The sequence below is a fragment of the Streptomyces sp. NBC_00273 genome, from assembly GCF_036178145.1.
Lineage (GTDB): Bacteria > Actinomycetota > Actinomycetes > Streptomycetales > Streptomycetaceae > Streptomyces.
This window is the reverse complement of sequence record NZ_CP108067.1, coordinates 2,871,910-2,897,720: the sequence shown is the minus strand read 5'-3', so window position 1 is coordinate 2,897,720 and position 25,811 is coordinate 2,871,910. Positions and strand designations below refer to the sequence as shown.

At 69.1% G+C, this 25,811-nt stretch carries 12 protein-coding genes; 8 read left to right on the top strand and 4 right to left on the bottom strand.

Going from position 1 to position 25,811, the window contains the following annotated elements:
- Positions 1–128: 128 nt before the first annotated feature.
- Positions 129–1,808 carry a PucR family transcriptional regulator gene (locus tag OG386_RS12070; RefSeq protein ID WP_327382583.1) on the bottom strand — a complete coding sequence of 560 codons (1,680 nt, stop codon included), beginning with the start codon at positions 1,806–1,808 and terminating at the stop codon, positions 129–131.
- A gap of 253 nt (positions 1,809–2,061) precedes the next feature.
- Here OG386_RS12070 and OG386_RS12065 point away from each other — a divergent pair, with 253 nt between their 5' ends.
- The 7 genes from OG386_RS12065 to OG386_RS12035 all read left to right on the top strand — a co-directional run bounded on the left by OG386_RS12065 (position 2,062) and on the right by OG386_RS12035 (position 11,788).
- A complete protein-coding gene (locus OG386_RS12065) occupies positions 2,062–2,958 on the top strand; it encodes an FAD binding domain-containing protein (protein WP_030715117.1) in 897 nt (298 codons plus the stop codon).
- 2 nt (positions 2,959–2,960) lie between these two features.
- Positions 2,961–3,578, top strand: coding sequence for a (2Fe-2S)-binding protein (locus OG386_RS12060; protein ID WP_328788163.1), 618 nt, complete (start codon positions 2,961–2,963; stop codon positions 3,576–3,578).
- Positions 3,579–3,580: 2 nt separating this feature from the next.
- Positions 3,581–5,983 (top strand): xanthine dehydrogenase subunit D, encoded by a 2,403-nt coding sequence (pucD, locus tag OG386_RS12055; protein ID WP_328788162.1) that lies wholly within the window; start codon positions 3,581–3,583, stop codon positions 5,981–5,983.
- 320 nt (positions 5,984–6,303) lie between these two features.
- Positions 6,304–7,767 (top strand): NCS2 family permease, encoded by a 1,464-nt coding sequence (locus OG386_RS12050; protein ID WP_328788161.1) that lies wholly within the window; start codon positions 6,304–6,306, stop codon positions 7,765–7,767.
- A 105-nt stretch (positions 7,768–7,872) separates the two neighbouring features.
- Complete coding sequence (locus OG386_RS12045; protein ID WP_266606190.1) at positions 7,873–9,024, top strand: XdhC family protein; 1,152 nt, start codon at positions 7,873–7,875, stop codon at positions 9,022–9,024.
- A gap of 165 nt (positions 9,025–9,189) precedes the next feature.
- Positions 9,190–10,431, top strand: a complete 1,242-nt coding sequence (locus tag OG386_RS12040) for a YncE family protein (protein WP_328788160.1) — start codon at positions 9,190–9,192, stop codon at positions 10,429–10,431.
- Between the two features lie 106 nt (positions 10,432–10,537).
- Positions 10,538–11,788, top strand: a complete 1,251-nt coding sequence (locus tag OG386_RS12035) for a GNAT family N-acetyltransferase (RefSeq protein WP_328788159.1) — start codon at positions 10,538–10,540, stop codon at positions 11,786–11,788.
- A 44-nt stretch (positions 11,789–11,832) separates the two neighbouring features.
- Here the strand turns inward: OG386_RS12035 and OG386_RS12030 are convergent, their stop codons facing one another.
- The 3 genes from OG386_RS12030 to OG386_RS12020 form a co-directional block, all read right to left on the bottom strand.
- Positions 11,833–14,049, bottom strand: coding sequence for a terpene synthase family protein (locus OG386_RS12030; RefSeq protein WP_328788158.1), 2,217 nt, complete (start codon positions 14,047–14,049; stop codon positions 11,833–11,835).
- 244 nt (positions 14,050–14,293) lie between these two features.
- A complete protein-coding gene (locus OG386_RS12025; RefSeq protein ID WP_328788157.1) occupies positions 14,294–14,701 on the bottom strand; it encodes a hypothetical protein in 408 nt (135 codons plus the stop codon).
- A 1-nt stretch (position 14,702) separates the two neighbouring features.
- Complete coding sequence (locus tag OG386_RS12020; protein ID WP_328788156.1) at positions 14,703–21,998, bottom strand: ricin-type beta-trefoil lectin domain protein; 7,296 nt, start codon at positions 21,996–21,998, stop codon at positions 14,703–14,705.
- A gap of 508 nt (positions 21,999–22,506) precedes the next feature.
- Between OG386_RS12020 and OG386_RS12015 the strand changes: the two genes are divergently transcribed.
- Entirely contained in the window at positions 22,507–25,671 is a 3,165-nt protein-coding gene (locus OG386_RS12015) for a hypothetical protein (protein WP_328788155.1), read from the top strand.
- Positions 25,672–25,811 lie beyond the last annotated feature (140 nt).

Genomic DNA, 25,811 nt, shown 5'->3' with positions numbered 1-25,811 from the left:
GCCCTGGGGCGAAATGAGAGCACGGATTCACGGCCTCGGCCAAGGGGTTGGGTGAACTTTTTCACAAAGTCCGGACGGATCATCAGCCGTCCCGCGGCCGAACCCCGGTGGCCCGGGGGTGGATCTCCTCAGCTCATCCGCAGTGCCAGGAAGAAGTCGAGCTTGTCCTCCAGCCGGGACAGGTCCCGCCCCGTCAACTGCTCGATTCGCCCGACGCGGTAGCGCAGCGTGTTGACGTGCAGGTGCAACCGCGTCGCGCAGCGGGTCCAGGAACCGTCGCAGTCCAGGAACGCCTCCAGCGTCGGGATGAGCTCCGCGCGGTGGCGCCGGTCGTAGTCCCGCAGCGGGTCCAGCAGCCGGGCCGTGAAGGCGCGGCGGACGTCGTCCGGGACGAACGGCAGCAGCAGCACGTGCGAGGCCAGCTCGTGGTGGCCCGCCGCGCAGACCCGGCCCGGGCGCGCCGCGGCCACCCGGCGGGCGTGCCGGGCCTCCTCCAGCGCCCCGCGCAGCCCCTCGGCCGAGTGCACGGCCGCGCTGACGCCCAGCGTGAGCCGGCCGTCGTCGGCCAGACCGGCCGCCAGGGGGTCCCGTACGGCCGCGAGCAGCTCGTCGGCGTGCAGGGCGGAATCCGGGCCCTTGTCCTCCCCGGCGTCCCCGGAGAGCGAGGGCAGCGGCACCAGGGCGATGGCCTCGTCACCCGCATGGGCGACGGCGATCCGGTCCGAGGGCTCGGGCCCCGAGACGGACGGGTCGACGAGGATCTCCTCCAGCAGTGACTGGGCCACCGGGCCGCCGGGGACGTCCCCGCCCTCCCAGTCCACCCGGGCCACGACGACCTGCCAGTGCGGGGCGGCGCCCAGCCCGGGCAGCAGCACCGGGGCCGCGACCCGCAGGCGGGCGGCGATCTCCGCGGGCGGGGCACCCGTCTGGACCAGTTCGAGGACCTCCTGTGCGAGGCGGCGGCGCACGGTGCGGGCCGCGTCGCGCCGGTCCCGCTCCACGGCGATCAGCTGGGTGACGCCCTGCAGCAGGTCGAGGCGCTCGGCGGGCCAGTCGCCCGCGTCCGCCTCGACGGCCAGCAGCCAGTCCGAGAGCACGGTCTCGCGCACGTCGCGGGCCCCCGGACCGGCGGCCCCGCGCCCGTGTCCCCTGATCGGGAAGAGCGAGTAGGTAATACCCTGGATGGAGATCCGATGCGGCCCCCTACGGCCCGTCCGGACCGCCGCAAGGTGCTCGCCCGCCAGTGCTGCGCACACGCCCGGCGCCAGCGGCTCGCCCGCCCCGGCGATCTGCCGGCCGGTGGGGGACAGCACCCAGGCCCGGAGATCGAGGTCGGTGGTGAGCAGATCGAGCACCACGTCGGGGCCGCCACCGGCCGGCCCCGAGGTCATCAGCCGGCGGTGTCGGTCGACGACGGCCGCGAGGTCTCCGGCGCGCTCGCCCGAAACCTGCCGGACGACGTACTCGGTGATCGTGGCGAATGCAACGTCCTCGTTCACGGCGAACAGCGGCAGCCGGTTGCGCACACAGGCCGAAACGAGATCATCGGGAATGGCCTGCAGCTCCGCCTCACCCGCGGCGAGCCCGGCGACGCCCGCGCTCGCGAGGATTCGTACGAATGGCTCGGAGTCGGCTGAATTTCGTCTCCATGCCAGGCCCGTCAAGACGAGTTCGCCCCCCGACAGGTACCGGCTGGGATCCCGTAGGTCGGTCGTCATGACCCCGCGGACCGTCCGGTCGAGTTCACCCTCGCCGCCGAGCAGCCGCAGCCCCAGCGCCTCGGTTTCCAGCAGTGCGCGCAGCCGCATGATGTCGCCGCCGATCTGTCTCGAATGTTGCCGTTGGAAATCGGGCAGGTCGTCGCATCCTGCCTTTCATACGAATCTACAAGACGAGGGAGGCCGTCAGCCAACTCCTTCATGGTTTCAGTGACTGCACCGGGGGGCGAGCGGCTTGTGTACTGGGTCCACACCGCGTTAACAGCACGTGAACGACCAGTCGAGGACTCTCGGGCCTCCTGGCTTGAAGTAAACGACACGATGAAGAAGAAGAGAGCCGCTCATGGACTTCCTTCGCCCCGCCAGCTGGGAGGAGGCGCTCGCCGCTAAGGCCGAGTTCCCCTCAGCTGTGCCGATTGCGGGTGGCACCGACGTGATGGTCGAGATCAACTTCGACCACCGCCGGCCGGAGTACCTCCTGGACCTGAACCGCATCGGTCTGCTGCGGGAATGGGAGGTCGGCGAGGACGTGGTTCGCCTGGGCGCCTCCGTCCCGTACACCCAGATCATGGAGAACCTCCGTACGGAGCTCCCGGGACTCGCGCTCGCCTCGCACACGGTCGCGTCCCCGCAGATCCGCAACCGCGGCGGTGTCGGCGGCAACCTCGGTTGCGCTTCGCCGGCCGGCGACTCCCACCCCGCGCTGCTCGCGGCGGGCGCCGAGGTCGAGGTGGAGTCCGTACGCGGCTCCCGCCTCATCCCGATCGACGAGTTCTACACAGGTGTGAAGCGCAACGCGCTGGCCGCCGACGAGCTCATCAAGACCGTTCACGTCAAGAAGGCGGACGGCCCCCAGCAGTACTCCAAGGTCGGCTCCCGCAACGCGATGGTCATCGCGGTCTGCGCGTTCGGTCTGGCGCTGCACCCCGAGACCCGCACGGTCCGCACCGGCATCGGCTCGGCCGCGCCGACCCCGATCCGGGCGAAGGCCGCCGAGGAGTTCCTGAACGCCGCGCTCGAAGAGGGCGGCTTCTGGGAGTCGGGCAAGGTCATCACCCCGTCGATCGCCAAGCAGTTCGGTGACCTCGCCTCCGGCGCGGCCAACCCGATCGACGACGTCCGCGGCACGGCGAAGTACCGCCGTCACGCGGTCGGCATCATGGCTCGCCGCCAGCTCGTCTGGACCTGGGAGCAGTACCGCGGTACCGGCAACGGCCGCTCGCTTGAAGGGGCTGCGTAATCATGCGCGTCAATTTCACGGTCAACGGCCGTCAGCAGGAAGCCGACGACGTGTGGGAGGGCGAGTCCCTCCTGTACGTCCTGCGCGAGCGCCTGGGCCTGCCGGGCTCCAAGAACGCCTGTGAGCAGGGCGAGTGCGGTTCCTGCACCGTCCGTCTCGACGGCGTACCGGTCTGTTCGTGCCTGGTGGCGGCCGGTCAGGTCGAGGGTCGCGACGTCGTGACCGTCGAGGGCCTGGCGGAGTTCTCCAAGCAGCGCGACGAGCACGGCCACGGCGGTGCCTGCGGCACCGGCGGCGGTTGCGGCAGCAAGGGCGTGTCCCTGGACGCGGCCAAGCAGTGGCAGGCGCACGGGCCCGGTCGAGCGGCTGACTCGCAGACCGGTGAGGGCGTGGAGCTCTCCACCATCCAGCAGGCGTTCATCGACGCCGGCGCCGTCCAGTGCGGTTTCTGCACCCCGGGTCTGCTGATCCAGGCGGACGCGCTCCTGGAGGAGAACTCCTCCCCGTCCGACCAGGACATCCGTGAGGCCCTGTCCGGCAACCTCTGCCGCTGCACGGGTTACGAGAAGATCCTCGACGCGGTCCGCCTCGCGGCCGCCCGTCAGGGAGAGGCGGTCTGACCATGGCGCAGAACACCCGCACCGTGCCCGCCGGTACGCCGACGAACGTCACCCAGGAGCACACCAAGGGCGGCATCGGCGAATCGATTCTCCGCCCGGACGGCACCCTCAAGGTCACCGGCGAGTTCGCGTACTCCTCGGACATGTGGCACGAGGACATGCTCTGGGGCCAGACGCTGCGCAGCACCGTCGCCCACGCCGAGATCGTCTCCATCGACATCTCCGAGGCGCTCGCCATGCCCGGCGTGTACTCGGTGCTGACGTACGACGACCTGCCGGCCGAGATGAAGAACTACGGCCTGGAGATCCAGGACACCCCGGTGCTCGCCAACGGCCGGGTACGCCACCACGGTGAGCCGGTCGCCCTCGTGGCCGCCGACCACCCGGAGACCGCCCGCCGCGCGGCCGCCAAGATCAGGATCGACTACCGCGAGCTGCCGCTCGTCACCGACGAGGCCTCCGCCCTCGCCCCGGGCGCGCCCCTGATCCACGAGGGCCGCACCGACCACCACATCGGTCACGTTCCGCACCCGAACATCGTGCACCGCCAGCCGATCATCCGCGGCAACGTGGAAGAGGCCCGCAAGCGCGCCGACGTCATCGTCGAGGGCGAGTACACCTTCGGCATGCAGGACCAGGCCTTCCTCGGCCCGGAGTCCGGTCTGGCCGTGCCGTCCGAGGACGGCGGTGTCGAGCTGTACGTCGCCACCCAGTGGCTGCACTCGGACCTCCAGCAGATCGCCCCGGTCCTGGGCCTCCCGCCGGAGAAGGTCCGCATGACGCTCTCGGGCGTCGGCGGTGCCTTCGGCGGCCGCGAGGACATCTCGATGCAGATCCACGCCTGCCTCCTGGCCCTGGCCACGAACAAGCCGGTCAAGATCGTCTACAACCGGTTCGAGTCCTTCTTCGGCCACGTGCACCGCCACCCGGCGAAGCTCTACTACGAGCACGGCGCCACCAAGGAGGGCAAGCTCACGCACATGAAGTGCAAGATCGTCCTGGATGGCGGCGCGTACGCGTCCGCCTCCCCGGCGGTCGTGGGCAACGCCTCCTCGCTCTCGGTGGGTCCCTACGTCCTGGAGGACGTGGACATCGAGGCGATCGCGCTCTACACGAACAACCCGCCCTGTGGCGCGATGCGCGGCTTCGGCGCCGTCCAGGCCTGCTTCGCCTACGAGGCCCAGATGGACAAGCTCGCGGCGAAGCTGGGCATGGACCCGGTCGAGTTCCGCCAGCTGAACGCCATGGAGCAGGGCACGATCATGCCCACAGGCCAGGTCGTGGACGCCCCGGCGCCGGTCGCCGAGCTGCTGCGCCGGGTCAAGGCCCGCCCGCTGCCGCCCGAGCGCCAGTGGGAGTCCGCCGGCGAGAGCGCGGACGTCCGCGCGCTGCCCGGTGGCCTCTCGAACACCACCCACGGCGAGGGCGTCGTCCGCGGCGTCGGCTACGCGGTCGGCATCAAGAACGTCGGCTTCTCCGAGGGCTTCGACGACTACTCGACCGCCCGCGTACGGCTGGAGGTCATCAACGGCGAGCCCGTCGCGATGGTCCACACGGCCATGGCGGAGGTCGGCCAGGGCGGCATCACCGTCCACACGCAGATCGCCCGTACCGAGCTGGGCGTCACGCAGGTGACCATCCACCCGGCCGACACGCAGGTCGGCTCCGCCGGTTCCACGTCCGCCTCCCGGCAGACGTACATGACCGGTGGCGCCGTGAAGAACACCTGTGAGGCGGTCCGCGAGGCCCTCCTGGAGATCGGCCGCCGCAAGAACGGCTCGTACCACCCGGCGTGGGCCACGGCCGAGCTGCTCCTGGAAGGCGGCAAGGTCGTCACCGACGGCGGCGAGGTCCTCGCGGACATCGCCGACATCCTGGGCGACGAGGCCATCGACCTCGAGCTCGAGTTCCGTCACGCGCCGACCGAGCCCTTCGACCTGGTCACCGGCCAGGGCAACGGCCACGTCCAGTACACCTTCGCCGCGCACCGCGCGGTCGTCGAGGTGGACACCGAGCTCGGCCTGGTCAAGGTCGTCGAGCTGGCGACCGCGCAGGACGTCGGCAAGGCCCTCAACATGCTTTCCGTGGTCGGCCAGATCCAGGGTGGTACCACCCAGGGTCTCGGCGTCGCGATCATGGAAGAGATCATCGTGGACCCGAAGACCGCGAAGGTGCGCAACCCCTCCTTCACGGACTATCTGATCCCGACCATCCTGGACACCCCGACCATCCCGGTCGACGTCCTGGAGCTCGCCGACCCGAAGGCCCCCTACGGCCTGCGCGGTATGGGCGAGGCCCCGACCCTCTCGTCCACCCCGGCCGTCATCGCGGCGATCCGGCAGGCGACGGGTCTGGAGATCAACAAGACGCCGATCCGTCCGGAAGCCCTTACCGGGACCCTCTAGGACGGCGTGGTCCGGGGGCCGCGAGGCCCCCGGACCCCTCAGACTCTCCGGGCGGTGTACATGGGAACGTCACACTTCGCGCCACACCGTCCGGAGGACGTACGAAGCACCGCACCGCTCGCGGTCCCTTCACCTGGCAGTACCCCTGCAAGAACCCCCGTGGTACCAGCGGTCACCCCCGCACTACCCGCAGTAAACGCAGTGAACATTCGCGTCGCCTCGGGCCGTCACCCCGGGTCGTGCAGCCAAACGCAGCATCCCAAATCCCGCGTCTCCAATCTCCAAGCGGGTGCCCCTTTGAACCTTGGGAGTTAGGCACCATGACCCAGTCGTCAGTAGAGCCCAAGACCACCGCGGAGGAGGCCGGCGACGGCTCCCAGCCGCCCGCCGGACGGTCCTGGCTCGACCGCTATTTCCATATAACGCACAGAGGCTCAAACGTCGGCAACGAGGTTCGTGGCGGTATCACGACCTTCATGGCGATGGCGTACATCCTCCTGCTCAACCCCCTGCTCCTGTCGGGCAAGGACGTCGCCGGCACGGTGATGGACGGGTCGGCGATCATCACCGCCACCGCGTTCGCCGCAGCCGTCACCACGCTCCTGATGGGCTTCGTCGGCAAGGTGCCGCTCGCCCTCGCCGCCGGTCTCTCCGTGTCCGGCGTGCTGGCCTCGCAGGTGGCCCCCCAGATGACCTGGCCGCAGGCCATGGGCATGTGTGTGGTCTACGGTGTCGTGATCTGTCTCCTGGTCGTCACCGGCCTCCGAGAGATGATCATGAACGCGATCCCCCTCGCGCTCAAGCACGCGATCACCATGGGCATCGGCCTCTTCGTCGCCCTGATCGGCTTCTTCAAGGCCGGTTTCGTCGGCAAGGGTCCGGAGTTCGGTCCCCCCGTCCAGCTCGGTGCGGTCGGCGAGCTGTCCGGCTGGCCCGTGCTGCTCTTCTGCATCACCCTGGTCGCCATCTTCATGCTCCAGGCCCGCAAGGTGCCCGGCGCCATCCTGATCGGCATCGTCGGCGGTACGGTCCTGGCCGCGATCCTCAACGCCGTCGTGGACATCGACCCCAAGGCCTGGAAGAACGGCCCGCCGGAGCTCGACGGATCCGCGGTCTCGATGCCGAACTTCTCGCTCTTCGGTGACGTCTCCTTCGGCGGCTGGGGCGACGTCGGCTACATGACGATCGGCATGATCGTCTTCACGCTGGTGCTCGCCGGTTTCTTCGACGCCATGGCCACCATCATCGGTGTCGGCACCGAGGCCAAGCTGGCCGACGACAAGGGCCGCATGCCGGGTCTGTCCAAGGCGCTCTTCATCGACGGCGCCGGTGGCGCCATCGGTGGCATCGCGGGCGGCTCCGGCCAGACCGTCTTCGTCGAGTCCGCGACCGGCGTCGGCGAGGGTGCCCGCACGGGTCTCGCCTCCGTGGTCACCGGCCTGTTCTTCGCCGCCTGCCTCTTCTTCACCCCGATCACGCAGATCGTCCCGGGTGAGGTCGCCTCCGCGGCCCTGGTCGTCATCGGCGCGATGATGATGCAGAACGCCCGCCACGTGGACTGGGCCGACAGCGCGACCGCGATCCCGGTCTTCCTGACCGTCGTGATCATGCCGTTCACCTACTCGATCACGGCCGGCGTCGCCGCCGGCGTGATCTCCTACGTCGCCATCAAGATCGCTCAGGGCAAGGCCCGGGAGATCGGCGGCTTCATGTGGGCGCTGACCGGGATCTTCCTGGTGTTCTTCGCCCTGAACCCGATCGAGCACTGGCTCGGGGTCGGCTGACCCCGAACCGCCTGATCATCACGTACCCGCACCTCCACGTATCCGATGCACGCATCAGATCGACGTATCAGATACTGGAACCGAACCTCTCCGAGGAGGCCCCCCATGCTGGACATCGCCGAAGAGCTGAACCGGTGGGTCGAGCAGGGGCGTGACTTCGCCGTCGCCACCGTCGTGGCGGTCGGCGGGAGCGCGCCCCGGCAGCCCGGGGCCGCACTCGCCGTCGACAGCGAGGGCACGGCCATCGGCTCGGTCTCCGGCGGATGCGTGGAAGGTGCGGTGTACGAGCTGTGCCGGCAGGCGCTGGAGGACGGCGAGACCGTCCACGAGCGCTTCGGGTACAGCGACGACGATGCCTTCGCCGTGGGTCTGACCTGCGGCGGAATCATCGACATCCTGGTCACCCCGGTCCGCGTGGGCTCTCCCGCCCGGGAGGTGTTCGCGGCCGGGCTGGCCGCCGCGGCCCGCGGCGAGGCCGCGGCGGTGGCCAGGATCGCGCAGGGCCCGGCCGAGCTCATGGGCCGCGCCGTGTTCGTCCGTACCGAAGGCGCCCACCAGGGCGGCTTCGGCGGACACCCCGAGCTGGACCGCACCATCGCCGAGGAGGCCCGCGCGATGCTCGACGCCGGCCGGACCGGCGTGCTGGAGATCGGCGCCGACGGCAGGCTCTGCGGAGAGCCGCTGAAGGTGCTGGTCGAGTCCAGCGTCCCGCCCCCGCGGATGATCGTCTTCGGCGCCATCGACTTCGCCTCCGCCCTCGTGCGGATCGGCAAGTTCCTCGGCTACCGGGTGACGGTGTGCGACGCGCGGCCCGTCTTCGCGACGAAGACCCGTTTCCCCGAGGCGGACGAGATCGTCGTCGACTGGCCCCACCGCTACCTGGAGACCACGGTCGTGGACGGCCGCACCGTCCTGTGCGTGCTCACCCACGACGCCAAGTTCGACGTCCCGCTCCTCGAACTGGCGCTCAAGCTGCCCGTCGCCTACGTCGGCGCCATGGGCTCCCGCCGCACGCACGAGGACCGCAACGAGCGACTGCGCGCGGTCGGGGTGACCGAGCTCGAACTGGCCCGGCTGCGTTCCCCGATCGGCCTGGACCTCGGAGCCCGCTCCCCGGAGGAGACCGCGCTGTCCATCGCCGCCGAGATCGTCGCGAACCGTCGCGGCGGCACCGGCGCGGCCCTGACCGGCGCGCACATCCCGATCCACCCCGACATCGCGCACACGATGCTCGACCGGATCGGTTCCGTCGCCTGAAGGCGTGACGGCCGGACGTGAGGAACGTGACGGCCGGACGTGCGGGAGGGTCGTGAGAAAAGGGCGCACCCCGTGGGGGTTGCGCCCTCGTGCCGTTCCCCCTATTTTACCCGCCGGTAATAGGAGGCACCCTCTCCACCCCTTCCCCGTAGCGGAGTTGAGCGGATGTTGCGTACCGTGCGAACCCTGGGCCTACTGGCCGCGGCCACCTTGCTCACCGCCTTCACGCCGGCCCCGTCGGGCGCCGCTCCGGGCGGCGGCCTGCGCGAGGTGCTCTTCGTCGGGAACAACTGGGAGGGGACCGCAGACGTCCTCGCCTCCACCGGCGACCTGGCCAAGGTCGGCCGGATCGACGTGGTCCCCGACAAGGCCGAGCGGCTGCGGGAGATCTACCTCAACCCGGTGAAGCTCGCCTTCTTCCTCGGCATCCGGGAGAGCGCGGGCGAGGGGCACGACCAGTTCGTCGACGACATGTTCACCACGCCGGACGGCTCCGCGGTCGTCGTCTCCCGCCCCAGCTTCGCCGACGTCGTCTCCATCGACGTGGCCTCCGGACGCGTCAACTGGCGCTTCCCGGTGTCCGGGTACCGCTCCGACCACATGGCGGTCTCGCCGGACGGGACCCGCGTCGCCGTCTCGGCCTCCACCTCCAACACCGTCCACGTCCTGGACATCACCACCGGGCGGCAGGTCGGCTCCTTCGGCACCGGGGACAAGCCGCACGAGAACACCTTCACCCGCGACGGCCGCTTCCTGTGGAACAGCTCCATCGGCGAGGTGAACACCGCCCTCGACGCGCCCTGGCTCGACTGGACGAAGGGCGACCGCAAGATCACCGTGGTCGACGCGCAGACCTTCCGCACGGTCCGGGTGATCGACATGCGGGAGCGGCTGGACGCCTTCGGCCGCCGCGACCTGTCCGACGCCGTCCGCCCGGTGTCCTTCAGCCCCGACGAGTCGAAGCTCTACTTCCAAGTGTCCTTCTTCAACGGCTTCCTGGAGTACGACGTCCCCTCCGACCGGATCACCCGCCTCAAGACCCTCCCGATGAACCCCGCCACCAGTACCGACCGCACCACCTGGGTCAACGACTCCCGCCACCACGGCATGTCCATGAGCCCCGACGGGGCGAAGCTCTGCATCGCGGGCACCATGGACGATTACGCGACCGTCGTGGACCGCGCCACCCTCGCCGAAGGTCCGCTCGTGCCCGCAGCCAAGCCGTACTGGGCCACGGTCTCCGGCGACGGCAGTGCCTGCGTGATCTCCGAGAGCGGCGCCGACCGGGTCACGGCCATCGACTTCGCCACCGGCACCAAGCGGGTGTCCGTCCCCGTCGGGGACCACCCGCAGCGCGTCCGGCTCGGCCACGTCCCGGCCGGCTGGACGGGTCCCGCCGCACGGTAGTCCGCAGGGGTTCGCACACCGGCCGGAGGCTCGCGCACCGGCCGGACGTGCCGAACCGGCCAGTATGAGGTGACCGGTCCGCTGATGACCGATTAGTCTCGCGATCATGGTGGACATCCGCGAGGTACCCGAGTCCGACATCGACCGTGCTCTGGAGCTCGCGTACCTGGTCTTCCACGACCGACCCGAGAAGGAGGTCCGGGAGAAACACCGCGCGCTCCTCGCGCGTTGTGACCGGATCGGCGCCTACGACGGCACGGTCCTGGCCGGCTTCATGGCCGCGCACGACTTCCGGCTCTCGGTGCCCGGGGCGGACCTGTCCTGCCCCGGGCTCACCTTCGTCGGCGTCGCCCCCACCCACCGCAGGCGCGGCGTGCTCACCGCGCTGATGGAAGAGATGCTGCGGCGGACCGCCGACGCGGGCAGCCCGCTCGCCGCCCTCTGGGCCTCCGAAGCCGCGATCTACGGCCGCTTCGGCTACGGCAGCGCCACCACCGGCGTCACCATCGAGATCGACTCCACCCGCCCGCTGGCCCTGCGCATCGACCCGGACCGGCGCCCGCTGCGGCTCGTCGACCCGGAGGAAGCCGTCGGCGTCATCGGGCCCTTCCACGAGGCCGCCCGGGCCGGACGGCCCGGCCGCCCCACCCGCAGCGCGCAGCGCTGGTCCGAGGAGTGGCTGGCCGAACAGGACGAGGAGGACGAGGAACTGAGCCCGCCGCGGATCATCGTCCTGGGCGAGGCGGACCGCCCGATCGCCGGGTACGTGCTCTACCGCACGAAGCCGGAGGACGACGGCGGCGCCGGGGCCGGGGCCGGACGGACCCGGGTGCCGGGCCTGGTCCGGGTCGACGAGCTGGAGGCCGACACCCCGGCGGTCGCCGCCGCGCTGTGGGAGTGCGTGGCCTCCCTCGACCTCACCGGCACGGTCCGCGCGTGGGGCCGTCCGGTCGACGACCCGCTGCTGCACTTCGCCGCGGACCGGGACCAGGTGCGGATCACCGCCCAGTTCCCGGCGCTCTGGCTGCGCCTGGTCGACGTGGGCGCGGCGCTGAGGCGGCGGTCCTGGGCCGCGCCGGTGGAGGTGGTGCTGGAGGTGCACGACGTGCGGATGCCCGCCAACGCCGGGCGGTTCCGGCTGGCGGCCGGGCCGGGCGGGGCCGCGTACGAGCACGCGGACTCTGCCGCCGACCTGGCCCTGGACGTACGCGAACTGGCCGCCTGCTACCTCGGCGGGACGCGGGTCGAGGAACTCGTCGCGGCCGGGCTGGTACGGGAGCACACGCCCGGCGCGGCGGCGGCGCTGGACGCGGCCCTGCGTACGGCCGTACTGCCGCACACGAGCGACGAGTTCTGAGCAACGGCGCGTCGGGGGCGGGCGGGCCGCCCCCGACGCCGGGATCAGGCGGGTGCGGAGATCCGGGCGGCCGCCATGCCGAAGCCGGGGCCCAGCACGGCGGTGGACAGCCGGTCGGGCTGCGCCCGCAGGTCCTCCGGGCGGTAACGGCGGATCTGCTGGTGCCAGTTGAGGATTCCGGCGTGCCAGTCCTTCAGTTCGCCCACGTAAGCGTCCAGGGCTCGGCGCGCCTGCCGGCCGAGCTTCCAGTCGTCGTAGAGCAGCGGCAGCTGGTTCGCCACGATGTGCTCGAACTCCTCGGTCCGCCGGGTCATCAGCTCATGGCAGATGTGCAGGGCCCGCGGGTAGTCGATGTCGAAGAAGTTCCGGGTGACCAGGAGGTAGTTGTGGACCTCGCCCTCGACCTCCCTCTCCTTCTGGTAGGAGTAGATGTCGTTGATCAGGCAGGCGGCGTCAGCGACCGCGTTCTCCAGGGAGCGGATGGTCCCTGAGGCGTAGATCTCCTCGGGGATGCCCCGGCCCTCGTGCCCGAGGCGGCACAGGTACATCGTGAGGTGGCTGCCGAAGGTGCGGCGGCGCATCTCCGCGTAGTCCACCGGGTCCGGGATGCGGTTCTGGATCTGGTTATCCACCTCCCACACCCAGCTCTCCAGCATGCTCACCAAGGTCGCCCGGAACTCGGTGCGCTGCCGGGCGGACATGGCGGCGCCGGTGCGCACCCACAGGTCGCCGAGCGCACGCTCCATCGCGGTCACCGGCTCCGGCTGTTCGGCGTGGTCGACCGGCATCATGGCGATCAGGCGGGCGGTGGTCGCCTTGGCCGCCGGAAGGTTCCTGCCCTGGGCGAAGACCACCGGGTAGTAGTCGTCCCCGTACGTGCCCCAGGTCAGCCAGCAGGCGTTGAGGGCCAGTTGCTCCGGCGTCGCGTCGGGGTCGATCCCGGCCGAGCAGAGCGCGAAGTCGAAGCCCCGCAGCCGCTCTTCGGTCCAGATCGCCGAGCCGGGGTCGCCGGGCTGCGGGTCCAGCAGGCCCATCCGCCGGGACCAGGCCACGGACTCCTCGCGCGCGTGCGCCAGGTGCGGGCTGAGGGCGAGCCGGTGCGGCATGTAGATCTCGGGGATGACGGAGGGGCCGGTCCGCTCGAAGGGGACGTGGGTGAAGGAGCGGTGGCGCAGCTCCATCGAGCGCCGCGTGAACACCGACCGCAGGTCGAGCGCGGTGGTGCCCAGCCCGGACGGCAGCAAGGGCAGGGTCGCCGGGGCGGTGGGCCGGGCCTCCGCGTTCATGTAGCGGCTGGAGACCATGTGCCACTCGTGGCCGCCGGACTGCCAGTCCTGCAGTCCCTTGGCGTAGGCGAGGACGGCCGCGATCTCCGCCGGGTCCAGCGCGTGGTCGGCGAAGAGCTGCGGGAGCTCACCGATCGCGGTCTGCTCGAACTGCTGGAGGCGGGAGGTGAGCAGGTCGTTGGAGGCCTCGGCGGCCTCCTGGGTGGTGCAGTCCAGGAAGGTCTCCAACACCAGGACGGCGTTGGAGAGTTCGCCCTCCTCGGTGACCTCGCGCTGGTAGGAGAAGATGTCGTTCCTGATGTGAACGGCGTCGGCGAAGGCGTCGCGCAGTACGGTGAGCGGGCGCGCGTGCGCGACGCGTGCGGGGACCTCGGCGCAGACGTACTCGATCAGGCCGGCCGACCAGGGGGCGCCGCCCACCTTGCGGCGCATCTCGATGTATTCGAGCGGGTTCGCCACGCGCCCGATGTCGATGTTGGCGAGCTCCCACATGGACTCGTCGAGGAGGTTCTTCGTGGACAAGGAGAACCGTTCCCGCCAGTCGGCGGACATCGCGGGGACCGTCCGCGCCCAGAGGTCCGCGAGGCCCGCCTCCACCGGGTTGGTGGGCTCGGGGAAACCGGCGGACAGGTCCATGGGCATGAACGCGGCGAGCCGGTCGAGATACGCCTTGGCGCCGGCCCGGTCCTGGGAGCGCTTGAACATCTCCAGGAAGTGGTCGTCGAAGAAGAACACCCACACGTACCAGTCGGTGACCAGGGCCAGTGCGTCGCGGTCGCAGTCGGGGTGGGTGTACGAGCAGAGCAGCGCGTAGTCGTGCGAGTCGAGGTCGCTCTCCTCCCAGACCCCGGAACCCTCCAGCATCCCGAAGGCGCGCGCCCACTTCTTGGTGTGGGTCCGCGCGTCCTCCAGGTGGGGGTTCAGTCGCGCCGGATAGGGCACGTAGAAATCCGGCAGTTGGAACGGCTGCGTCACGGCGGCTCGGCCTTTCGGTCATGGGTACGGGGGCCCGGCGGCCCGGTCCCCTGCACGAGATCAGCAGGGCACTACCCCTGGTGCTCGTGAGACAAGAGTGATTTCACCGCTTCAGGTGACGCACGGGGCGTTCCGCAGCGCCGTCGCCCTGCTTGTGATCCGACGACCTGTGGACTTCAGAGGAGGTAAGCGGCGCGTGTATACGAAAAAGGGCCGCGCCACATGTGTGGCGCGGCCCTGATTCTCAGCCTATCCGGCGACCTTGAAGCTGTCGCTCGGCCTTCTCTCGAATCTGACTCCAGGAGTGTCCGGAGAGTGTCTCCAGTGCTCGGGTCGGGGTTCTGGGGTTGTCCGCGACCGTGGACAGAACCGCATCATGGTCGTCCCTTGACAGAGTTTCCAGGATGTCCAACGGAGTGTCCCTCCTACCGGCAATCTGGTCCCGGACGCGCCAGTCGGCGTCGTCTGCCAAGATCCGGATGATCTCGGTCGGTAGCGTTCTGTTGAAGGAGACCCAGAACCGCATGTCCGGGAGCCGTTCCACAATGGCGCGCCAGACTTCCACCGGAGCTTCATCCTGTTTGATCCGCTTGAAGTCGAGTGAATCCCCGCTGGCGCGGAGTCGTACGAATTCCCCTACGCTGTCGATCAATTCAGCATCCAACTGTTTTCAGGCTCTTCCAGGGAATGAATTTCCCCTTCTCGCTCTTGTGCTTCTCCGTGATGAAGGTTCCGTCCGGGCCGGCGTCAGACACCCACTCAAGTCCCTTTGCGGTCTCTCTGAATACCTTCCAGGACGAGCTGTGATGGCCCTTGTCGGGGCTCCACCAGTAGACCTTTCCGTTCGTGTCAGGCGCTTGCTGGTAGTAGTTGACCCTGAAAGGCCCACCGTTCATGATCTTGGTGGACTTCTTGCCGTCGATGGTCCAAACACCCGGAGGCGCTCCGCCATCGTTGTGGACGAGTACGGGAGTCCCGCCCGCCATCACATAGTACGTGTGCAGGTCGGCGACGGTCAGGTTGTAGGTGACCTTGATCGCCTGGTAGTTGCGCGTCGAGGCGACCGACGCCTCGACGTCCTCGTCCGTGCGCAGAGTCATGCCCGGCTTGAGGGCATCAGCGGTGAGCCAAGCCTGCTCGGACTCCGACCAGAACAGGTGGTGGCCCGTGGCGGTGATCGTCCGCACACCGTCGGCAGTTAGGACCCCGATGTCGACATAGGACTTGTCGTCCTCGGTGCGAATCGTCGCTGTGACGGCCTTGCTCGCCGTCTCGTCGGAATCGGGGTCGGTCGCCAGTACGAGATCGTTGGGCCCGAGTTCCTCGATCGGCTTCGTGGACCCGTCGGCCAGGAGTACTTCGGTGCCGGTGACGAAGCTGTTCACGGCGCAGAAGATCGGCCTGGACTTGGCGGCCTTGCTGGTGACTCCCTTCACGCCTGTGCGGGACGCCCACCCTGCGGCGAAGGCTTCGCCGATGGCTTCACCAGCAGTCGCCTCGTACAGCGGACTGTCGACGTTCTTCCCGCTCAGGAGCGCTTCGACAGGCGAGTTGCACGACAGGAAGTCGCAGTAGTGCCCGCTGAAGTACTCGATGTCCTCGATCGACGCCCCGTACATGTACATCTTGTATGCGACCTGCTTGGCGACGCTCCCGCTGGTCGGGTCGTACTTGACACTGATCTTGTGCATCTCCTCCTTCGACGTGTTGTTCTGGTTGCGGACGTACTTCTGACCCGAGGTGTAGAGCTCCACGGCGCGGTCGTACGACTGCTGCGCCTGACCGGCGACCGCTGAGCCGTAGTGCTCGGCGTACAGCCGCCTGACCCTCGCCTGCTCCATGGCGGCGATGTTCTCCGAGACGATCCTGTCGTAGTTCCGGCCCTTGCTGATGGGCTGCGTGCCCCGGTTGCTGCACACGTACATGCCGCTCATGCACTCTTCGAGGGCCTCGCCCGACGGATCCCAGTTGCTGATGGGATTGCCGTTGGAGTACGTATACCCGTTCATCTGGAGCGGGTCGGTGATGTCGAGTACCGGGTCGACCGACATGAAGCGGCCGGTGCTCTGGTCGTACTCACGCGCACCGATGTGCGTCAGGCCCGTGTCGGAGTCGTCGATGCCCGTGCCGAGGAAACTGCGGGCACCGGGCCAGTCGGCAGGCACCGTCCCTCGGGCGTTGCCGTACGGGTCTGATTTGCGTCGGGTTACCTTCTGACCCGCGGCCTGCTCTACGGAGGTCGTCGCGGTGTTGTGATGGTCGGCCAGCAGGATGTTGAGCTTGTGACCGGTGGCCTTGCCGCCCGTTCGGCGGGTGGTGGTGACATTGCCTGGGCCACCGTAGTAGCGGACGGCGTCGATGGCCTGACCGGCCTTGTTGACGGTGACCTCGGCTTCGCCGAGGTAGAGGGTGCGGGAGCTGCCAGTCTCCTCGATGAGGCGGTTGCCGCTGGCGTCGTAGACGTAGGTGGTGGTGTTGTCGAAGCTCCACTGCTGGGCGACGGCGCCCGCGACACAGGTGTAGATGTCGAGGTCGTTGCCGTCGACGGGGTTGTCGTTGGGGACGGTGACACAGGCGTTGGCCGCCGGGTTGTACAGCGTCTTGTCGGCGGGACGGTAGGTGAACTTCTGCTTGGCGCTGCCGTCGCAGGTTGCCAGTACCGCATCGCCGCCCTGCGCCGTCAGGCACTTGCCGAGGGCGCGGACGGTGTCACCACTCAGCTTCCACTGCTGGGCCGCGGTCGTGTTGCACGGATAGAGCTGGACGGCCGTGCCGTCCGCGCTGGAGCCATCGGCGACGTCGATGCACTTGCCCGCCATGCCGGTGACGGCGACCGCACCGATGCCGGGGCTGCTCGCCGAGGTGAGCTTGTTGCGGCGGTCCCAGTTCAGGGCCTGGGTGTCGCCGTCGATGCGCCGGGACTTGGTGTTGCCGGAGGCGTCGTATTCGTAGGTCGAGAGCGAGTTGACCGTGGACGCTGCCGTCTTGGTGGTCTTCTCGGCCTTGGACAGGGCGTGGGGCTGGATGGTGACGGGAGGCAGGGAAGCGTTCCCGCCGACCTGGACGCCGTAGGTGTACTTCGTCTCGTCGTCCAGCGCCGGGTTGGTGAGGTCGTGGTCGATCAGCTTGGTGCGATTGCCGATCTTGTCGAACTGGTACTCCTGCCAGTAGCCGTCGCCGTCCGGACCGGCGGTGACGTCGTTCAGCGAGGGCCCGGTGCATGCGGCGGTCTTGCCCGTCCATGCCTTGGTGAGCTGGCCCACCGCGTCGTACGCGAAGCACTGGCGGTCGACACGGCCACCGGCCTGGGTATCGGTGATCGAGGTCGGATTGCCGACCGTGTCGTAGGAATATGAAACGGCGGAGACGCGGTTCGGGTTGGCGGTCTCCCGGTCACTGATCGACTGCTCGACGCGGCCGGTGCTGGGGTTGTGGAGGTTGGTCGTCCAGACCCTGTTGGGGGCGTTGCCGTTGGCGGTGCGCAGGATCTCGCCCTTCGGGCTGTACACCACGTCGGCGGTGTACCACGACAGGCCCGAGACGGTCTTGGCCATCCCGTCGGCGTCGTAGCGCGTGATCAGCTTCTCGGCTGCCAGGCCACCCGGTGTGGCCGGCATCGTCGTGGACTGGACCTGCCCCCGCGGGGTGTAGGTGGTGCTGTAGGTGTATGTGCCGGCCAGGCCCTTGGTGGCCGGGACGTCGGGGATGGTGGTTTTCGAGCCGGTGGGTCGGGATTCGCTGTCGTAGCCGGTGACCTCGCTGGTGTATGCCGTCGGACCCTCGTAGCGGGTCGACGCCACGGGCAGCCCCTTGGCACCGGGCAGTGTGTCGAACGTGAATGCGGCGACCAGGGGGCCGTCCGCTGCGTTTTCCCGGATCTCGGTCGTACGGCCGAGCGCGTCGAACGCCGTGTACTGCGTCCGGCCGGAGGCGTCGGTGAGGGACACCTTTCGGTCGAGGATGTCGTAGGTGAAGCTCGCCGTTCCCATATCGGGGTCGCTCGACGAGGTCATGCGGCCGCGGGCGTCGTAGGTGTACGTCCACTTGTTGCCGACCGGGTCGGTCACCTTGGCCAGCTTGCCGCGCTGGTCGTACGCGTAGGCCGTGTCCTTCCACGTCGTGAGGTCGGTCGCCGTGTAGTGCTGGATCAGCGAGGTCCGGCCCGACGTGTCGGTCCAGGTCTTGACCGCGCGGCTGCCCGAGAGCGGCGCCTGACCATCGGCCGACATGCCGGTGCGGGTCAGCGTCCAGTCGCCCTCGTACCTGCTGGTGTTGGAGTGCTGCGCCACATCCGCGTACAGCGTGGTGGCGCGCACGGGGCGGCCGAGGCCGTCGTACGCCGTCTTCGTCGAGTTCGGGACGTGGAAGACGCTCTCCGGGACGAAGATCTTTCCGTCGGGGCGGCCCTCGGCGTAGTAGCCGTTGTTGGTCTGCCGGACGGTGCCGTTCGCGTTGTAGAGGGTGTCCGTGATCAGACGGCCGCCGCCCAGGGCGTCCGCCTGGGTCTGGCGCGGCCGCAGCCGGCCGTCGTAGATCGCGATGGAAGTGGCGTAGCTGCCGTTGTCCCGGAGGGTCTTGCTGGTGACGACCGGGGGCTCGTGCTCCGAGATCTGGTACTCGAAGGTCTGGGACGCCGGGTCGGTGGTCTTCTGCGACGGCGTCCAGACGGCCTTGGAGCGGCCCAGGTTGTCGTAAGCCTGCCTGAACTTACGGTTGTTGGTGTCTATGTCCTCAAGGACGGTGTCACGGCCCGGGTCGCTCTTGACGACGCGCGTGTGCCCGAGCGGGTTCGTCGTCTTCGTGCTGAAGGGGACGCCGGTGGCCGGGGTGAACACGGTGGAGGTGGGGTTGCCGGCCGGGTCGTAGACCTTGACCGTGCGGCCCAGTGCGTCGTACTCGGTCTTCGCGGTGGTGACCCAGCCGGTGCCGGCCGCGTCGTTGCTGTCCACCTGGAAGGGCAGCCCCTTGACCGGAGCGGTTCCGAAAGCGTTGAGCGCGTCGTACGACGTGCGCAGGTCGGAGAGCATCGCGGCGGTGCCGGCCTGGGCGCAGGCGCCCGTGGTGGCCCGTACCCGCTGAGGCAGTCCGATCAGGTGCTTCGCCGGGTTGTGCACGTACGTCGTCAGCGTGCAGATCTGGTCGGCGATGACCGAGTTGCCGCTGCCGTCCTCGGCGCGCGACTCGGTCTGGGCCGACTCCAGGAGACCGTAGGTCGACTCGAACGTGTTCTGGGAGCGCCCCACGCGGAAGCGGCCGCCGCTGATCGACTGGATCGTGTCCGTGCGCGAGTCGTTGACCCGGTAGGCCTCGAGAGGGGTGGTTCCGTCCCGGGGCCGTGTCGCGGTCTTCTGGCTCGAGGGCCAGGTGAGGACGCGCTTGTCGACGCTGCCGCCGGCCTGGGTGTAGGTGATCACCTCGGCGGTACGGCCCTGGTAGTGGGTCAGGTCCTCACCCAGGGTCTCCTTGCCCGTGGAGTCCTTGATCGTGCCCTTCGGGCGTCCCGCGTCACCGGACATGCCGCGGAAGAAGTAGGTGCGGGTCTGGGATTCGGCCGTCGCATCGCTCTTGCCGGCGTTCGCCGTCACGCCGCCCTTGGTGACGACGGACGAGTAGCCGCGCCACTGTCCGTACGTGCGCAGTTCGGGCTTGGTGAATTCGTCGGTGTCCTTGGCCCAGGCCGCGCCGCCCTCGTAGGTGTAGCTGGTGGTGACGTCGGGCTGGCGGGCGACGCGGTCCTTCTCGACCACGCGCTCGACGACGTACTTGTTGAACCAGGCAAGCGGGGGCTTCTCGAGATCACTGTCGGGTGACCAGTGGACCGGGAAGCAGCGGGAGGTGTTCTCCTCCGGCTTGGGGTGCGCGGTGCCGACCGCGCAGGGGGCGGAGTAGTCGACGTAGATCTCGTTGCCGGTCTCCGTGCGGATGGTCTCCACGCGGAGGCGGTCGAAGTCCGGGGTGGCGTCGCCCGGACCCGTGGCGACCCGGTTGGGCATGTCCTGGACGTTCGCGAGGAAGGAAACCGGCGGGAGCGAGGTGCTCTCCTGGTTGCCGTTGGTGTCCTTGGTGGTGCCGTAGCCGGTGCGGGTGATCGACTCGAGCCACAGCGGCGGGTGGGTGTCGGTCCGCTGCTTGGGGAAGGACTGGGTCAGGTTCCAGCGGTCGACGAGCGAGAGGGCCGTGGAGCCGTCGGTGCGCTGGCCGTACGTGGTGACGGCGGTCAGGCGCTTGCGCGTCCAGAAGCTCGGCGAGGTACTGAAGCAGTCCTTCGCGTCCGCCTTGCAGTGCAGGGACGACGGGGTGTCCCACCAGGGCTGCTTGTCACCGTAGTTCTTCGACTCGAACTCGGTGTCCGTGCACTTGGCCGAGCCCTCCTTGATGCACCGCTCGTCCACGGTGAACTCCACCTTGCCGGCCGGAGCGCCGGAGAGGTTGGTGGAGCGCAGGCCGTAGGTGATCTGGCTGGGGTAGCCGCCGCGGGTGTAAGGGACCTTCGCCTGGAACTTCTCGTTCTTGGCGTAGTGGTTGGTCTCCTTCTTCCAGTCGATGACCATCGCGTTGCCGTGGAGGTCCTCGATGTAGTCGAGGTTCCAGCGCCAGCCCTGGTTGCAGGAGGAGTCGGCGAAGGCAGCTTGGTAGCACGGCTCGCCGGGGTGATTGCCGAACACCGGGACGGTGAAGACGGAGTCGGTCACGGCTCGGGTACCGGCGCCGTCGACGTCGTGGCGACCGAAGTGGTAGCGGACGCCGTCACGGGTGGTGACGACCCAGTACTCGCCGTCCTTCGCGCCGTTGGCGACGTTCGCGTCGGTCATGCGCTCGACCTTGGAGCCGTCGTCCCCGGCGGGGACCCACTGGCCCGAGGCGGCGTCACGGACGAGCTCGGTGCTGCTACCGCCGAGCGACATCACCATGTTGTCGCCGGCCCAGCACAGGTCGTTCTTCTTCTTGTCCGTGGAGTTGTCGTTGTTCGGCTTGCTGGGCGTGGCCTTGAGGTCATCCGAACAGGTGCGGTACCGGCGCTCGATGAAGCCGGGGTGGTAGTCCCAGCCGTCGCCGATCCAGGAGGCCTGGCTGTTCGCGACGGACGTCTTCCCGTCCACGGACTGCGAGGAGTACGTGAACGCGAGCTTCGGCACGGGCCCGGCCGCAGGGGCGGGTGTGCCCAGCGGATAGGTCCACGAGAAGTCACCGCTGTTGCCGCCGGCCGACCAGCTGCCGGAGGGAGCCAGGGGGGTCGCGCTGTAGGTTCCGCCGGGGCCCGAACCGGAGTCGGAGGCGGCCAGGACCATCGGGCCGCCTCCACCGACGGCCATGGTGCGCATGCCCTGGCCCGGCGCGGTTGCCGGGTCGACGGTCGCACGGACCGTGCCCGTCGCCGGGTCGTTCGTGCTCGGGACGGCCTTCGTCGTGTTGCACTCGGGCAGCTGCGGGGTGGTCAGGAAGCACTGCGGGAGCATCTTCAGCTCCAGGCGCGTCGACCACTCGGTGCCGTACAGGTCCTTGAACTGCTTGTAGTCGAGCTGCACGTCGACCGGGGTCGAGCCTTCGGCCGGAGGCGTGACCTTGATGAGAGCGCCGTCGATGTTCGCGGCTTCGGTCACCGCCCGGGCCTCGACCGCCACCGACCACGTGCCCGACGGGGCCGGAGGGGTCGGGTTGGTCTCCGTCGGCGAGGCCTTGCCGATGCTGATCGGCAGGGATCCTGCCTGGATCAGCTGGTCGCCGGCCAGAGCGACGTTCGCCGTACCGGCGCTGGGCGGAGTGATCTTCGACGGTTCGTACTCGGCCGGAGGCTGGACCGGTGCTCCGGACCAGCCCTCCAGCTTTGCGGCCTCGACCTTGTCGAGCTTGGCCTTGAGGTCCTCCTGGAGGCCCGGTAGCTGCACTCCGGCGCGGTCACCCGGCGGCGCGGCCCAGGCTTGAGTGGGTAGAAGAGATGCAACCAGCATCACGGAGACCGTGATGCTGGTGCGCCCGGCAAGGCCCATGCGTCTCGCGCGGGCCTTCCTGATTCCGGGCAGGCGAAGACTGTCGGCCGACAACGGCGACATGTGAACCCCCCACGATCTGCCACCGCGTCAAAGTCGCGCGCGTGACAGGAAACTGACTAGTAGCCACGTGATTCTGTGGTCCGGCATGGCCTAAAAGCCACCTCGAGCTTGCCCGTGTGGCGTTAATCACCTGACGGTCCGTATACCTCGGGGCAATTCACCCGAACTAGCTGTACCTGATGGTCAGTTGGGGTGCAGTGCGGTGTGACGATCCGCGTCGTATGGCTCATGCTCAGCTCGCGCGTTCATCGCGTGACGGCCGAGCGGGGGAGCGGACCCCGAGCCCCTTGGGTCGATGGCCGAAACACGAGCAAGTACCGAGGGCTGCCGAAGCATGCGCCCGCGGGGGGAGAGAACAGAAGAGATGGCTGTCAGCGAATCCGTGGACTCCAGTCCGCCAACAGACGTGACAGAAGGACCACCTGCTGCTTCGGAGCGTCGCTGGTACCGGCGCCGCAAGGCCCTGGGGGGTCTGGCTGCCCTGCTCGCGGTGGCCGTCGCCGTGCCCGTGGGCGTGCAGCTGGGTGGGGGCGAGACGCCGAAGGAGAAGGCATCCGGCGGGGCGAGTGGTCCGGTGGCGGCGCCGCAGGCACGGAAGCTGGCTGCCGAGACGGGCAAGGACGTCGAGGTGACGGCCGACCGGAGTGCGAACGCGACGACGTGGGCGCAGCCGGACGGGCTGTTCAAGAAGCACATCTCCAGCTCCGCCGTGCGGGCGAAGGTGGGCGATCAGTGGAAGCCGATCGACACCGATCTGCAGCAGGTCGAGGGCGGGTTCGCCGCGAAGGCGGTGAACGGCTCTGTCGTCTTCAGCGCAGGTACGCCGGGCGCCGAGCGGTCTTCGCGCGGCGTGGTGCGGTCCGCGCTGACGGTGGATGCACCGGGTCAGGTGTGGACCGAGCTGGTGCGTCTGAACGTCGACGGGCATGACATGTCGGTGAGTTGGCCCGGCGCGTTGCCGGCGCCGGTGATCGACGGTCCGCGGGCGTTGTACGAGAACGTGCGGCCGGGCATCGATCTGCTGATGACGGCTCAGGACGGCGGATATTCGCACCTGCTGGTCATCAAGGACCGTCAGGCGGCCGCAGATCCGCTGCTCGCGGAGCTGAACTACCGGCTCGCTTCGCCCGATCTGCAGTTCCAGCTCGATGCCGAGTCCGGTGCGATGTCGGCCCGGGATGCGAAGGGTGAGGAGGTGGCGGGTTCTCCGTCGCCCCTGATGTGGGATTCGTCGGGCAAGGTCGCCACCACCGACGACGTGCCCGCGTGGAAGGCCCCGGCCGCTGCGAAGCAGCACCCGACGCTGGGCCTGGCGGGCCTGGCCGGTGCGGAGCGCGCGCACCTGTCCGTCGCCGCGGCCTCCTTCAAGGACGGCACCCTGTCCCTGAAGCCCGACGCCGCGCTGCTGAACGCCGCGGACACGGTGTACCCGGTGTTCGTCGACCCGTCGTACAAGGGTCACAAGCATGCCTGGTCGCTGCTCTACAAGACGGCCGGCAACTCCAGCTTCTACAACGGCCAGAACTACAACGCGTCGGGCACGAACGAGGCCCGCGTCGGGTACGAGTCGGATTCCGGCGGCACGTCCCGTTCGGTGTTCAACTTCTACTTCGGGTCCGAGCTGTACGGTGCGGGTATCCAGTCGGCGAGCGTCCGCGCCCTGCAGACGTACTCGTGGTCGTGCAGCCAGAAGGCCATGGACATCTACTCCACCCCGTTCGTGTCCTCGTCCTCGACGTGGAACAACACCACGGACTGGTGGGGCAACAAGGTCGCCACCGAGATGGCCGGCTACGGCTACAACTCCTCCTGCCCCGACAACTGGGTCGCCCCCGACATCAAGGGCCTGGTCACCCAGGCCGCCGGCGCCAACTGGGGTGCACTGTCGCTGGGCTTCAAGGCGCCGAACGAGTCGGACTCCTACTACTGGAAGAAGCTCCTCGCCAACGGCGAGAGCGCCCCGTACATCGAGGTCGTCTACAACACCCGGCCCGACATCCCGGTCGCCTCGAACATGAACACCTCCCCGGGCGGCCCGTGCCTGACCACCGGCACCGGCACCAGCATCGGCAAGACGGACGTGTCCTTCCAGGCCAAGGGCAGTGACCGGGACGGCAACCTCAAGCAGGTCCAGATCGAGGTCTGGGACGCCGAGTCCGGAACCAAGATCACCAACGAATGGCTGTGGCCCAACAGCGACGGAGTGGTCACCCAAACCGTCCCCTGGGCCTCCTTCACCTCCGGCCGCAAGTACTTCTGGCTCTCACGGACCCAGGACTGGGACGGCTGGTGGTCCGCCGGCTCCGGCCCCGCCGACTCCGGCGGCGGCGGATGGTGCACCTTCACCGTCGACCACTCCGCGCCCGCCAACCCGGCCGTCAGCTCCGCCCACTTCCCGCCGCCCGGCCCCGACGCCGCCGACTGGAGCGTGAACCCCGCCTCCACCCCCGACCAGGTCATCGAGATCCGCGGCAACGGCACCGCAGCCGGCACGATCCGCGAGTACCAGTGGTCCCTGAACAAGCCGATGTGGGACAACAAGGCCGTCCCCACCAGCGGTGACCTCGCCTCCATCAAGCTCCAGGTCGACACCGCCGGACCCAACGTCCTGTACGTCCGCACCGTCAACCAGGCCGGGAACGTCTCCGTGCCCACCGAGTACCTCTTCTACGTCAGCCCCCGCGCCGGGACCGACAAGCCCGGCGACGTCACCGGCGACCAGTTCCCCGACCTCCTGGCCATCGACAAGGACGGCAACCTGCGCACCTACGCCGGTGACCGCCAGGGCGACACCGACGCGTTTATCCCCGGCGCCGTCCAGGACGGCAAGCCCGTCGCGCCCGGACACTTCAAGGACCCCGCGTCCACCATCCCCGCGCTCATCGGGCACGCCACCGACTGGCACCCCGGCGACGGCATCACCGACATGATCGCCCGGATGCCCGACGGGAAGCTGTACATCTACCCCGGCACCGGCACCGGCCAGTTCGACGCCGGCCGCCGCATCGAGATGCAGCTCCCCGCGTCCGCACCCGACCCGGCGACCTTCCGCCAGATCGTCGTCTCCGAGGACGTCGACGGCGACGGCCTGCCCGACCTGTTCGCGCTGGACGCCGACGGCTTCTGGGCGTTCTCCGGCTACACCGGATCCAGCTTCGCCTCCTACCGCAAGATGGCCACCGGCTGGGCCGCCCGCGACATCGTCGGCGTCCGCGACGTCTCCGGCGACAACATCCCCGACCTCCTCTTCCGCGACAACGCCAACGCCAACCGCACCATGGCGCTGCGCAAGGGCAAGGCCGGCGTCAACGCAGGCGCGGACCTGACCTCCCTGCAGTACGCGGCGAACGCGGAAGGCGGCGTCGACTACACCTACGCCACGACCGCCTGGGGCCGCACCGACTGGCCCATGGTGCTCGGCACCAAGGACAACACCGGCGACGGCATCCCCGACATCTGGGGCGTCCGCAAGGACGGATACCAGTACTACTTCCAGGGCGGCACCACCACCTACGGCGACACCAGCGGACGCGACGAGGACAACTGGAACACCTTCCTCACCATCGGCTGACCGACGGCGTCACCCCGCGCGCGACACCGGCGCCCTCCCCGAACACCAACGGGGAGGGCGCCGGCCCGTTTCAGGTGACCGAGCCGTCGTTCTGCGTGGCACCCATCCTCCGCTGCGCGCCGCCCCGTCCGGGACCGGCG

Excerpts from the sequence above, each read along its gene's own strand:
- OG386_RS12070 (WP_327382583.1), bottom strand. The coding sequence starts at position 1,808 with ATGCGGCTGCGCGCACTGCTGGAAACCGAGGCGCTGGGGCTGCGGCTG.
- OG386_RS12040 (WP_328788160.1), top strand. The coding sequence starts at position 9,190 with ATGTTGCGTACCGTGCGAACCCTGGGCCTACTGGCCGCGGCCACCTTG.
- OG386_RS12020 (WP_328788156.1), bottom strand. The coding sequence starts at position 21,998 with ATGCTGGTTGCATCTCTTCTACCCACTCAAGCCTGGGCCGCGCCGCCG.
- OG386_RS12050 (WP_328788161.1), top strand. The coding sequence starts at position 6,304 with ATGACCCAGTCGTCAGTAGAGCCCAAGACCACCGCGGAGGAGGCCGGC.
- OG386_RS12045 (WP_266606190.1), top strand. The coding sequence starts at position 7,873 with ATGCTGGACATCGCCGAAGAGCTGAACCGGTGGGTCGAGCAGGGGCGT.
- OG386_RS12060 (WP_328788163.1), top strand. The coding sequence starts at position 2,961 with ATGCGCGTCAATTTCACGGTCAACGGCCGTCAGCAGGAAGCCGACGAC.
- pucD (WP_328788162.1), top strand. The coding sequence starts at position 3,581 with ATGGCGCAGAACACCCGCACCGTGCCCGCCGGTACGCCGACGAACGTC.
- OG386_RS12035 (WP_328788159.1), top strand. The coding sequence starts at position 10,538 with ATGGTGGACATCCGCGAGGTACCCGAGTCCGACATCGACCGTGCTCTG.
- OG386_RS12065 (WP_030715117.1), top strand. The coding sequence starts at position 2,062 with ATGGACTTCCTTCGCCCCGCCAGCTGGGAGGAGGCGCTCGCCGCTAAG.